Genomic DNA, 12384 nt, shown 5'->3' on the forward strand with positions numbered 1-12384 from the left:
CAAGACAAAGTGAGGGAATTGTATGTTTAAAAACATGAAAAAAATGATGATTACTCTGTTTAGTTTATGTTTAGTCTTTACATTAGTAGCATGTAATAGTCAAAAAGAAGCTGGTGCAAAAAAGGTTGTTATTCAAACGAATGGTGATGAAGAAGCTGTTGCTGCCATGGAAAGTGCATTGAAAAATGCTGGATATGAAGGGGAATATATTCTTCAATCATTAGGTACTTCCGAATTAGGTGGAAAGCTCATGGCAGAAGGAGATCAAATTGATGCCAATTTAGTTACGATGAGTTCTTATTTTTTAGAAAGTGCCCAGGAACAACATCCAATGTTTGCAGACTTAGCGTTTGAAACTGGTGCATTAGAAAAATACCCATCATTTTATACGCCGGTTTTAGCTAACACAGGTTCAATTTTTGTAAATACAGAAGTCATTAAACAAAAAGGCTTAACAATGCCAACATCTATTAAAGATTTAACAAAACCAGAATATAAAGATTTAGTATCCATTCCTAATATTATGGATTCTTCAACAGGCTGGTTGTTAGTTCAAGCGATTATCTCTAAGTACGGTGAAGCTGAGGGGAAAACAATTCTTCATGATTTAATTGCAAATAGTGGTCCACATCTTGAAAGTTCAGGTTCAGGCCCGATTAAGAAAGTACAAGCTGGAGAAGTAGCGGCTGGCTTTGGTCTTCGTCATCAAGCGGTAGTAGCGAAGGAATCAGGTGCACCAATTGATTATATTGACCCGATTGAAGGCAATTTTTCTCTTACAGAATCGATTGCAGTTGTGAAAAAAGACGACGAAACAACGAAGCTAGCAATGAAAATGGCTGAAGTCATTATTAAAGATGCTAGAAAAGATTTATTGCAATACTATCCAGTAGCACTTTATGAGGGTGAAACTGTTTCTGATACTCACAAACCGACACACTCTATGAAATTTGAAAAACCACTAACTGTTGATTTATTAAAACAACACCAAGAATTCTTCAATTCAGCGAAATAGTAAAAAGGGAGTGAAGGGCATATGAAAAACTATAAACTTTTAACACCAGGTCCATTAACAACGACTAAGACAGTGAAAGAGGAAATGCTTTTTGACCGATGCACTTGGGATCAAGACTATAAAGATATTACTCAAAAAATTAGGGATCAGCTTCTTGAATTTGCATCGGCAACGAAGGAAGAGTACACGGTTGTACTCATGCAAGGAAGTGGCACGTTCTCTGTTGAATCCGTGATGACCTCTACTATATCGGATCAGGATAAGGTGTTAATCATAACGAATGGTGCCTATGGTGAGCGTGTCGTAAAAATGGCTCAATATATCGGTCTAAATTTTAGCCAATATAGTGTCGCATATAATGAATATCCAAATGAAGCAGAAATTAGAGAGATTTTAGAAGAAGATCAGGAAATTACCCATATCGTCATGGTACATTGTGAGACAACGACTGGTATTTTAAATCCGATCGAGATGATCGCGAGTCTGTCTAAGGAATATGGAAAAACATTAATTATTGATGCTATGAGTAGCTTTGGTGGAATAGAAATTAATGTGCCTAATCTTGGGATTGATTATTTAATTAGTAGTGCAAATAAGTGTATTCAAGGTGTTCCGGGATTTGGGTTTGTCATTGCTAATTTAGAAAAACTTAAAGCATGTAAAGGAAATGCTAGAAGTTTGTCATTGGATTTATTTGATCAATGGAAAGAGATGGACCAAGATGGAAAATGGCGCTATACTTCGCCAACACATGTAGTAGCAGCATTTTCTAAAGCCATTGATGAATTGGTAGAAGAAGGCGGTGTTTCTGCTAGATTTACTCGTTATCAAACGAATAACGGGGTTTTAAGAGAGAGACTTGAAAAAGTAGGGATTCGTGCTTATATTTCAGCTGAAAAACAATCACCGATTATTACTACATTTATGTTTCCGAACGAACAATTCAACTTTGGGGAATTTTACCAATATGTGAAAGAGAGAGGGTTTGTCATCTATCCAGGGAAGTTAACAGATGTAGATACATTCCGCATTGGCAATATTGGTGAAATCTACGAGGAAGATATCCATGAATTATGCAATATTATTGAAGAATATATGGGAGTGGTGACAAAATGAACAAAATTGAAGGTGTAATTTTTGATTGGGCAGGAACAACAGTTGACTTTGGTTGCTTTGCACCAGTAAATGTATTTGTAGATATTTTTAAGAATGTAGGTATTGATGTTACGATGGAGGAAGCAAGGGCTCCAATGGGAATGTTGAAAATTGACCATATTCGTGCGATGTTGTCCATGCCTAGAGTATCTGCCTTATGGGAAGAGAAATTCGGACGAGCATTTAATGACCAAGATGTAAATGATTTATTTGCTGAATTCGAACCTGCACTTATGGCTTCATTATCAGAGTATACGGACCCAATTCCTGAGGTGATTGAAACGGTTGAAGTATTGAGAAATCAAGGCTTAAAAATTGGTTCAACAACAGGTTATACGAATACGATGATGGATGTTGTTGTTCCTAATGCGTTGAAAAAAGGCTACAGTCCGGATTGTTATATTACCGCTGATGAAACAAACTCGTTTGGAAGACCATATCCTTATATGATTTATCGAAACATGGAGAAGCTTCAGTTAACAGCATCATGGAAGGTCGTTAAAGTAGGCGATACAGTTTCTGATATTAAAGAGGGAGTTCATGCAGGGGTTTGGTCAGTCGGCGTGATCGTTGGTAGCTCAGAAATGGGATTAAGCTTAACTGAATTTAATCAGTTATCTGAAGCTGAAAAGGAAGCTGTCATGACTAAAACAGAACAAGTTTTCAAAGAAAATGGAGCTGATTTTACGATTAAAACAATGAGTGAACTTCCAAGTTTAATTGAGCATATAAATGGTCTTATTGCAGAAGGTAAGCGACCGAATGCAGGATAATTATAAGACATTAATAAAGTAAGCAAGCTATATGCAATACAGAGCCCCCATAATCTGCTTATAAAGTAGAGTATGGGGGCTTACCTTTTTGTATGAGGACATGGGGCGGGGCTCCGCGACTTACTACTATGCCTAAATTATTTATCAGGTATACTATTTTTATTAAGATATCATCGAAAATTCAGGCTCCGCGCCGCCGCCATTGTGATTAGGTGAGTGTAGCGTTGTACACGGTTTAGTACTTATTACGCCATTTAAGTTTTGTATTGAACATCACCATATGTGAGCTATTTTTTAAATAGCAAATAAATAAAATAAGGAGCACCAATTAATGAAACCATAATGCCAGCAGGAATTCCGTCAGGATCGACTAAATTACGGCCGATTGTATCTGCGAGTAATAATAACCATCCTCCCATTAGAAGAGAGACAGGAATGAATAATTGATTTCGCGGGCCGACTAATGCTTTAGCAATATGTGGAGCCATAAGACCAATAAATGCAATTCCCCCTGTAACGGAGACGGCAGAAGCAGCCAAAGCAACGGCTGTTAAAAGCAAACTGATACGTTCCTTTTCGATGGAAACACCAACACCAATTGCGACAGGTTCACTTAAGCCAAGAATATTTAAGCGATTTGCTTTGTATAAAGTAAATGGAATGAGAATGACTAGCCATGGAAGCATAGCCAAAATGAAAGGCCAATCCGTTCCCCAAATATTACCGGCTAGCCATTTAGTAACAAAGTCGACTTTTTCCCGTTCAGAAGATGATATCAGGACAATCATGGCTCCGGAAAAAGCCATTGATAAACCAACTCCAACTAATACAAATCTTGTCGGCAGTAAGCCTTCCCTGCGATTATAGGACAGGATGTATAGGAAGAAGGAAGTTACTAATGCCCCGCAAAACCCGACTAATGGTAGCATATAGACAAATGAACTAACATCTATCGGGAAAAATAGAAAATAAACCGTGATTGCTAAACCTGCCCCAGAGTTAATGCCAATAATGCCGGGGTCAGCTAGATCATTGCGAGTGACTCCTTGTAAAATAGCACCAGATAGGGCAAGCGCCATTCCTGCTAATACTGTAATAAAAATTCGGGGCAGTCGAATAGAAAATAGAACAAATTCCTCTTTAAACGTGCCTTGACCAATCAGAGTTGGAAGAAGGCGATCATAGGAAAGTGAAGCGTAGCCTAATCCCATACCTATTATAATTGTTAGTAAAATGAGTACTAGTAAAGTGCATAAAATGATTCTTTGTTTTCTAATTAATGCGGACTGAATCATGAGAATGCCTTGCCCCCTTTATGAACGATAATTAGGAAGAAAGGTAAGCCTATTAGTGAAACGATGGCAAACACCGGTGTTTCATATGGAGAATGCAGAGTCCGTCCGAGTGTATCAGCTAGAAGCATAAAAGAAGCGCCTAAAATGGCAGACATAGGAATAATGTAGCGATAATCTGTCCCTACTATTGCTCGAACAATATGCGGGATCATTAAGCCGATAAAGGCCATATTTCCGACTAGCGCCACAGAAGCACCTGCAAGAAGGATAATAACAACAAAAAGAATAATTTTTATTTGTGCTGTTTTTTGACCTAATCCTACAGCGACTTCTTCATTTAAACTAAGAATCGTCAATTGTCTTGAGAGAACAATAGAAATAATAATACCAATTAAAATGACAGGAATAATAGCTTGAAGTTGCCCCCAAGTTGTTCCGATCAATCCTCCAGACGTCCACATAGAAACATTTTTAGCCACTTTAAAATAAATACTAATCCCGTCGCCGATTGCATATAGAAAAGCAGAAATAGCAGAACCAGCTAGGACAATTCGGAGTGGAGAAAAGCCGCCTTTTTTCATGGTGGAAATCCCAAAAACCAAGAAGGAACCTAAAGCTGCTCCAATAAAACAAGCAACCATTATACCAAAGTAATTTACGGAAGGAATAAAGGCAATGGTGATTGCTAAAGCTGTATTCGCTCCTGCTGATAAACCAAGCAAACCTGGATCAGCAAGGGGATTTCTTGTAATTCCTTGCATAATAGCACCAGAGACAGCTAATGCTGCTCCAACAAAAATTGCTCCAATTTCCCGCGGCAAACGAATTTCGCGGATAATCGAAATAGCACTGCTAGTGGCATTAGATGTAAGTGTGAGCCAAACATCTTTCATAGTAGTGTCGGCAGCACCAAATATGATTGAAACAAGAAACATGCTAACAAATAAAATGAATGCTGCTAAAAACTTTAATAATAGTTGAATAGATTGTTGTTTATCCTTCTTCATTAGTCTCTCATCTTTCCTTTTTTAAAATGAAAGAGGATGTCCCAGTAATAGGGCTTTGACCCTTTCTTTATGGGATATCCTCTTTCAAAAAAATTAGTTACCTAGAAATGATTTTTTAAAGAAGTCTAATTGTAATTCTAAAGTTAGTGGGTCATTAAAGTAGAATTCTTTTGAATTTGCTTCAAATACTCGATTGTTTTTAACAGCTGGAATGTTTTTATACGTATCTGTTTCTTGGAATGAATTGTCTGTTTCAGAGTCTCTGCTTAAAATGACGTAATCACCTGCGAACTCTGGAAGTACTTCTAAGGACAATGCATACCAACCATCTTTTAATGCAGTTTCCTTAACTTTTTCTGGCATGTTTAATTTCATCTCTTGATATAATATTTCAGTTCCGCGCCCCCAATTATCGCCGTAAACATATAGTTGTTTATCCCAGTTTTCAATGACAGAAACAGTCGCGTCGTCACCAATTTTAGCTTTAATTTCTTTTCCAGCAGCTTGTGCCCGTTGTTTGAAATCATCCACCCAAGCTTGTGCTTCTTTTTCTTTATTTAACAGTTTACCAATTTCAATATGCTGTGTTAAATAATCCACTTTTCCGTATGTGTAAACAACAGTTGGGGCAATTTCTTGTAGTTTATCAATATTTTTAACATTGTCTAAACCGATAATTAAATCTGGTTGTAATTCAATAAGTTTTTCCAAGCTTTCATCTGTTACTACTTCGACGCCTTTAAGTTTTTCTTCAAAATTTGGATTCATTTTAGACCATTCATCAACACCTACAAGGTTAACGCCTAATGACATGACATTTCCAGCAAAGCTTGACAGCACGACTACACGTTGTGGATCAGCTGGGACTTCAATCGGTCCATTTTCAGATTCGTATGTAATGGTTTCCGGCTTTTTTTCTTGATTCTCGTCCTTTTTACTCTCATCTTGTGTTGTGTTATTACTACAAGCACTAATAACTAGCAATAGTAGTAGGATAATCGGAAAGTATAATTTCTTCATGATATGAATCTCCTTTTAATAAATTATAAGTTAAACACATTGGTTTATTAGTTCTTGGGTCTCTGCCGATTTCAGCATCGATTTGAAATACTTTTCTTAACACATCATGGGTGATAATTTCTTCACAACTTCCTGCTTTTACGATTTCCCCATCTTTTAAAGCAATAATATAGTCAGCAAATCGGGCAGCTTGGTTTAAGTCATGTAGGACCATAATAATTGTGCGCTTTTGATCTTGATTTAGTTTTTGTAAAAGTTCCAAAACTTCTAACTGATGTGCCATATCTAAATAAGTTGTTGGTTCATCTAGAAAAATCATTTCGGTTTCCTGTGCAAGAGCCATTGCAATCCACACGCGTTGACGCTGACCTCCTGATAGTGCATCTACCGAACGGTATTTAAAGTCCTTCGTTCCTGTAACTTCAAGAGCCCAATCAATGACTTCATAATCCTTTTTAGTTAGGCGGCCAAAGCCCTTTTGATAAGGGAAACGGCCATAAGATACTAGCTCGCCAACTGTTAATCCGCTAGCACTTTCTGGTGTTTGCGGCAAGATCGCCATTTTTCTTGCAAGTACTTTTGTGTTCTCCTTTGAGATATTTTCCCCATCTAATACAACCGTTCCAGACTGGTGTGAAATGATTCGAGTAATGGCTTTCAGCAGTGTTGATTTTCCACATCCATTGGAACCAATAATGGTAGTAATTTTTTTATCGGGAATGACTATATTGAGATTTTTTACAATTAACCGTTCTCCATAACCAATATTTAGGTCATCTGTATATAGACGTGCCACGATGAAACCTCCTTTTGGAACATCTAAGTATATATGATAATGATTATCATTTTCAAAGTACAACCCTAATATAAGTCTATATATTTATGCTGTCAACTATTATTTCTATTGTAAAAATAATAAATAGGATGTATCTTTAAATGAGAATGATAATCAGTTATAATTAGATGCTGAGGAGTGAATTGCGATGGAACAACCGGAATTATTTGATGTGACTGTCATTGGAGGAGGTCCAGCAGGGCTTTATTCAACTTTTTATAGTGGACTTAGAGAAATGAAAACGAAGATTATTGAATTCCAACCACAATTAGGTGGGAAAATACATGTATATCCTGAGAAAATGATTTGGGATGTTGGAGGTCTGGCACCCATTCCGGGAGAAAAATTGATCGAACAACTTGTTAAGCAAGGATTAACATTTAGCCCTGAAGTTGTCTTGAATGAAAAGGTAGAGTCAATCACACGTAATGAAGAAGGTTTTTTTGTCTTAGAAGCTACTTCTGGTCAAAGGCATTTCTCAAAAACAGTCATTGTGGCTGTTGGAGGTGGCATATTGAATCCTCAAAAGTTACAAATTGAAGGCGCAGAACGATTTGAAATATCGAATTTACATTACACAGTAAAGTCTTTGAAACGATTCAAAGATAAGACAGTCATTATTTCAGGCGGAGGGAATTCTGCCATAGATTGGGCAAATGAGCTAGAGCCTATTGCAAAGAAAGTGTATATCACATATAGGAAAGATACATTTACAGGTCACGAAGCACAAGTCACACAATTAATGCAAAGTTCCACAGAATGTTTTTATAATACATCTATTACCAAGCTAATGGCTAGTGAGAATCATGAAGTAATAGAACGTGTTGAATTGACGAATTCCGAAACAGGCAATGTTTCACATTTGTCCATTGATGATGTAATCATTAATCATGGTTATGAACGTGATTCGGCACTACTTGGAAATAGTCCATTAAATATTGATTTAGTAGAGAATTTTTATATTGCAGGTAATGCTACGAGCGAATCCTCAATAGATGGATTATATGCCGCTGGTGATATTCTTCATTATGAAGGAAAAGTTCATTTAATTGCTGGTGCTTTCCAAGATGCAGCAAACGCCGTTAACAAGGCTAAGCGATTCATTCAACCTGACGCTAGTAAAAGTGCGATGGTCTCTTCACATAATGAAATTTTTAAAAAACGGAATAGGGATTTAATTAAACAATTGATTTATTAAATCATTGTTTTAGTATCTTTTAACGAGATATATAATTGTTAAGATAAATAGAGGAGGCCGTCTTAAATGCCAATATGTCAGACACCATATGTATGAGATGGTCTCCTCATCTATATTTTACTGGTTAAGATTATGCAAAGGTACTTTTTTAGCTATCAGAAGCTCGCTTGCTGCTTTTCAGATTAGGCGTTCGCTTTCTGTGGAGCTAGGTATGCCAAAAGCAACAGTGTGTTTTTAACATATCCTGATCTAAATGATCCAATCAAAAGGATCAATTATATTCTAAGAATAGGAATATAGTCCTAGAAAATATTTTTGTAGCGCTTACAAAAAAATGTTGACGGAAGTGAATGAAGGGTGATATTCTACTCATACAGAAATTAATTAGTTTATTAAACTAATTACCTGCGAATCTCGAGATGTAATAAAAATTTTTTAATACTTTTTGAAAAGGCTTCCAATTATTAATTTAGAACAGTCTTTAAAGGGAAATGGAGATCCATATGTTGTAAATTCCTGATTTAGTAGAGATTTTCAAACTACTTATAGAAAATTGGGGATTTGCCAATATTGATTGGGGAATTATGCTTTTAAATGGAGGGGTAAAAATGGGCCAGGCTGCCAGAAAATTAGTTGAAGAAACAGGGGCAACAAATGGGGTAAGTAGAAAATTTGGTATGAGAGATAAACTTGGTTATTTGTTTGGTGATTTCGGGAATGATTTCTTCTTTATTCTTGTTTCTTCATTCTTAATGGTTTATTATACAGATGTTTTCCATATTAATGCGGGAATAGTTGGTACACTCTTTTTAGTTGCTCGTTTATGGGATGCGATAGCGGATGTTACGTGGGGACGTTTCATTGACACAAGGAAAGCGGGTAAAAACGGTAAATTTAGACCGTGGATTTTCAGAATGTCATTCCCGCTTGTTATTTCAGGGATATTAATGTTTGTTCATATTCCAGGAATGTCTGATGGTTTTTACCTGGCATATGCTTTTGCTTCTTATATCATTTGGGGTACTTTATATAGTACTGTTAATATTCCTTATGGTTCGATGGCATCTGTCATCACAAGTGATCCAGTTGAACGTACAACTTTATCTACTTTCAGAGCTTTGGGTGGTGCGTTGGCAGGTCTAATTATTAATGTAGTTGGTCCATTGATCTTATTTGTAGATAATAAAGCAGATTCAGGCCGTTTTCTAATGGGAGCCATTATCTTTGGTATTCTTTCTATCTCTTGTTATATGGCATGTTATAAATTATCAACTGAACGTATTGTCGCACCTGAAACTGAAAAGCCAAAAGGTAATTTAGGTCAAACATTAAAAGGTCTTATGAAAAACAAACCGTTAATTTGGCTTCTTGCTATGGCTCTAATATTTTTAGTGTGTTTCATGCTTACGGGCGCAGTTAACGTGTATTTATTTAAAGATTATTTTGGTACGGCTGCAGCATTAAGTATCGTAGGTTTTGTTGGAACAGCTACTACATTTATTGCTATGCCAATGGTGAAACCATTAGTTGCTAGGTTTGGCAAAAAAGAAGTAGCAGCAGCAGGTGTGTTATTGGCAGCCGCTGTATATGCTCTTTTATACTTCTTACCTAACTTATCTGCGACTCAATTTATTTCTCTATTAGCTGTTGCAATGTTCGGATATGGATTCTTTAATTTAGTAGTTTGGGCATTCGTAACAGACGTAATTGATTATCATGAATATTTAACAGGATTACGTGAAGATGGAACCGTTTACTCGATCTATTCATTTGCTCGTAAAGTAGGGCAAGCCATTGCTGGTGGTCTTGGTGGTTTTGCGATTGCAGCTGTTGGATATGATGCAGCTCGTGAAGCGCAAACACAAGGCGCATTAGATGGTATTCATGCACTAGCTACTTTAGTGCCGGCGGTCATCCTTCTAATTGTGTTCTTAATTTTAACATTTTTATATCCGTTGAGTAAGAAACGTACGCTTCAACTTGCTGTTGATTTGGCTGAAAAAAGAAAAGCTTCAAATTAAATCAACTAAATTATCAATAAAAACACGATGAAGGCTTTGATAGCTTCATCGTGTTTTGCATTTCTATAGGGATAAGATTAGTCCAGTCCTTCAACTATTAGACTTTTCACAGGCAAGAAATCTTCACCCGTCGCTAAATAGGTAATGTTCACCTTATCTCCTTCTTTTAAGTAGATGGACTTCGGATTTTTTTCAGAAGAAATCATATAGCTTTGGTGGTTGTCTAATAAAAAAGAAACAACAGTGAAGTCCCCAGACTTTTCTTTATAGACTCTTACGACAGTTCCACTTAACTGCTTTTCTTCTGCTTTTGAGCTTCCATCGACAGTACCTCCACCTCTTTGCAAGGCTGTCTTATATTGTTTTAATGCTTCGTTTGGAGTGATCCCATATGTGGAAATTTCCGGATTAGCTGCAGATACGATAAAGTAATTTTGTAGAAAACCATTAGAATCAAGTACAGGTGTTAACCAGCTTGCTTCGCCGTAGAAGTTATAAAGAACTGACATCTCTCCATGCCATTTCTTTTCAATAAATTTCTTTTCGATAATTTGCAAAGCTCCTTGTGAATCCATGTACGATTCTTCAAGATTGCCTGTATAGTACGTCGCTATTCCAGTTCTTGAGTTTGTAAGTGAGTAACCGAGCATGGAATCCACGCCTTCTTTTGGACTTGTGAAATCAGTGAAATAATACATATCTCCATCTTCACTAAAAATCGGTGTTACATTGGCTACTGTACCTTCATCTGATGGAAGTTTTACATCCGATTTACCAAATTTGCTATTCCAAAAACCATGTACATAATTGCCGAAATAACTATTTTGTAAGCTGACTACTTCAGGTGAAACAGCGCCATCTATAAACTCTGGGACATCAGCTAAATTATATGCAGTCGTTTTCCCCGTTTTAGGATTTACAACAACTAGGCCTTTTACAGTAAATCCATTCCGAGCAGAAATAAAGTCACCAAACGAACGTACGTAAACAGGTTTCCCCTCATCATCAATCTCTAATTGTGCCTCTCCATAAAAGATATGTTTCGGATATTGCATTCGAATATGACGCTCAATATTTTTATTGAAATAAGAGGAGGGAGTGTAAATCATCTCTTCCTTTATGAATTTAGGATTGGCTGTAGAATCAGTAGCGCTTAAAATAAAGTAGCCAGGTGTTTGTTCTCCTTTCCACCATTTGAAAAATCCTGAAAATTCAACCGGCGCAATATATACATAATCCCCGTTTACTTTTTGAATTTGTAGTCTTCCGAGCTCGAAATAGCTTGTATTTGGAACTTGGCCGAATGCCTTTCTCATTTTGTTGCGTGCAAATTGTGGTGGAACACTTGCAGGCGTCGCCTTTTCATCAAACGTTTTGATTTCGACTTTCTCTTCCATCTTTGCCTGGTCATACTTTTCATCGGCATTAAACAGACCTGCGGTTAGGAAAAAGGCTGCGAGGATAAGACTTCCAGCGAATAGAATGGCTTTAATGATTCTTTCCTTACCGGTTGCAAGTACTGCGCCCAAAGCGGTAATAATAATGGCTAACAACCATAAAGAAGATAGATTCCTATCCAGATTACTTAGATAATAGAATGAAAACATAATTAGTACTAACAGGATCAAAGTGGCTATTAAGGCTCCTAATTTTAGCTGTTTATCCTCATTTTCATTTGATTTTTCCCGTTTGTAAATGGGTACTAGGATAAGTGAAGATACTATCCCAATAATGAGTGAAAATAGAAAGATGTTTTCCATAAAGTAACTCCTTTCAAAATCTATTGTCCTAATGATTAATACGGATAACCTAGTCAAAAGATTCGTAGAAATTTTTACAATAGAATTGCCTTGAAATATGAATGAAAGGGAGGTACAGTTTTCAACACTACAATAGAGTACATATAGAGAATAGAACTAACATTCGGTAGGATGAAGAACCCCTCACTGATTGATCAGTTTTAGCAAAATGAAAGCCCCGCCACAAATCTAGGCGAGGCATTTATTATATGGTATGGCAGGAATACGGGATAGGCTCAACGTAAATAGTATGCTGTGTTTTTACC

Annotated in this window: 10 protein-coding genes; 5 read left to right on the forward strand and 5 right to left on the reverse strand. The window is 36.7% G+C overall.

Translation table 11 applies throughout. The annotated features are described in order from the left end of the window. Window positions 1–22 precede the first annotated feature (22 nt). From V179_RS0124660 to phnX, 3 genes are read left to right on the forward strand one after another with little or no spacing between them, the layout of a single operon-like run. Entirely contained in the window at window positions 23–1015 is a 993-nt protein-coding gene (locus V179_RS0124660) for an extracellular solute-binding protein (RefSeq protein ID WP_028393833.1), read from the forward strand. 21 nt (window positions 1016–1036) lie between these two features. Next, on the forward strand, window positions 1037–2131 hold the full coding sequence (phnW, locus tag V179_RS0124665) for a 2-aminoethylphosphonate--pyruvate transaminase (protein WP_028393834.1): 1095 nt from the start codon (window positions 1037–1039) through the stop codon (window positions 2129–2131). Next, window positions 2128–2943, forward strand: coding sequence for a phosphonoacetaldehyde hydrolase (gene phnX / locus V179_RS0124670; RefSeq protein WP_028393835.1), 816 nt, complete (start codon window positions 2128–2130; stop codon window positions 2941–2943). Before phnW ends, phnX begins: the two co-directional genes overlap by 4 nt. Before the next feature lie 287 nt (window positions 2944–3230). Here the strand turns inward: phnX and V179_RS0124675 are convergent, their stop codons facing one another. From V179_RS0124675 to V179_RS0124690, 4 genes are all read right to left on the reverse strand, one after another. Next, window positions 3231–4238 (reverse strand): FecCD family ABC transporter permease, encoded by a 1008-nt coding sequence (locus V179_RS0124675; RefSeq protein WP_028393836.1) that lies wholly within the window; start codon window positions 4236–4238, stop codon window positions 3231–3233. Next, entirely contained in the window at window positions 4235–5245 is a 1011-nt protein-coding gene (locus V179_RS0124680; protein WP_028393837.1) for a FecCD family ABC transporter permease, read from the reverse strand. Before V179_RS0124680 ends, V179_RS0124675 begins: the two co-directional genes overlap by 4 nt. Before the next feature lie 93 nt (window positions 5246–5338). Next, window positions 5339–6265: an iron-hydroxamate ABC transporter substrate-binding protein gene (locus tag V179_RS0124685; protein ID WP_028393838.1), complete on the reverse strand. Its 927-nt coding sequence runs from the start codon at window positions 6263–6265 to the stop codon at window positions 5339–5341. Further along, window positions 6216–7061 carry an ABC transporter ATP-binding protein gene (locus V179_RS0124690; RefSeq protein WP_028393839.1) on the reverse strand — a complete coding sequence of 282 codons (846 nt, stop codon included), beginning with the start codon at window positions 7059–7061 and terminating at the stop codon, window positions 6216–6218. The genes V179_RS0124685 and V179_RS0124690 overlap by 50 nt, the downstream gene beginning before the upstream one ends. A gap of 187 nt (window positions 7062–7248) precedes the next feature. Here V179_RS0124690 and V179_RS0124695 point away from each other — a divergent pair, with 187 nt between their 5' ends. Together V179_RS0124695 and V179_RS0124700 are read left to right on the forward strand one after the other, a co-directional pair. After that, window positions 7249–8298, forward strand: a complete 1050-nt coding sequence (locus V179_RS0124695) for an NAD(P)/FAD-dependent oxidoreductase (RefSeq protein ID WP_028393840.1) — start codon at window positions 7249–7251, stop codon at window positions 8296–8298. A gap of 608 nt (window positions 8299–8906) precedes the next feature. Continuing rightward, on the forward strand, window positions 8907–10319 hold the full coding sequence (locus V179_RS0124700; RefSeq protein WP_028393841.1) for an MFS transporter: 1413 nt from the start codon (window positions 8907–8909) through the stop codon (window positions 10317–10319). A 77-nt stretch (window positions 10320–10396) separates the two neighbouring features. On the opposite strand, the gene V179_RS0124705 is transcribed toward V179_RS0124700, so the two are convergent. Next, the gene (locus tag V179_RS0124705; RefSeq protein WP_028393842.1) at window positions 10397–12079 is read right to left on the reverse strand and encodes an MFS transporter; all 1683 of its coding nucleotides are present in this window, start codon (window positions 12077–12079) and stop codon (window positions 10397–10399) included. Between the last annotated feature and the right edge of the window lie 305 nt (window positions 12080–12384).

Origin of the sequence: Bacillus cihuensis (genome assembly GCF_000504145.1) — a bacterium.
GTDB lineage: Bacteria > Bacillota > Bacilli > Bacillales > DSM-1321 > Peribacillus > Peribacillus huizhouensis.

Coding starts and splice junctions, on each gene's coding strand:
- V179_RS0124675 (WP_028393836.1), bottom strand. CDS start 4,238: ATGATTCAGTCCGCATTAATTAGAAAACAAAGAATCATTTTATGCACT.
- V179_RS0124700 (WP_028393841.1), top strand. CDS start 8,907: ATGGGCCAGGCTGCCAGAAAATTAGTTGAAGAAACAGGGGCAACAAAT.
- phnW (WP_028393834.1), top strand. CDS start 1,037: ATGAAAAACTATAAACTTTTAACACCAGGTCCATTAACAACGACTAAG.
- V179_RS0124695 (WP_028393840.1), top strand. CDS start 7,249: ATGGAACAACCGGAATTATTTGATGTGACTGTCATTGGAGGAGGTCCA.
- V179_RS0124685 (WP_028393838.1), bottom strand. CDS start 6,265: ATGAAGAAATTATACTTTCCGATTATCCTACTACTATTGCTAGTTATT.
- V179_RS0124680 (WP_028393837.1), bottom strand. CDS start 5,245: ATGAAGAAGGATAAACAACAATCTATTCAACTATTATTAAAGTTTTTA.
- V179_RS0124660 (WP_028393833.1), top strand. CDS start 23: ATGTTTAAAAACATGAAAAAAATGATGATTACTCTGTTTAGTTTATGT.
- phnX (WP_028393835.1), top strand. CDS start 2,128: ATGAACAAAATTGAAGGTGTAATTTTTGATTGGGCAGGAACAACAGTT.
- V179_RS0124705 (WP_028393842.1), bottom strand. CDS start 12,079: ATGGAAAACATCTTTCTATTTTCACTCATTATTGGGATAGTATCTTCA.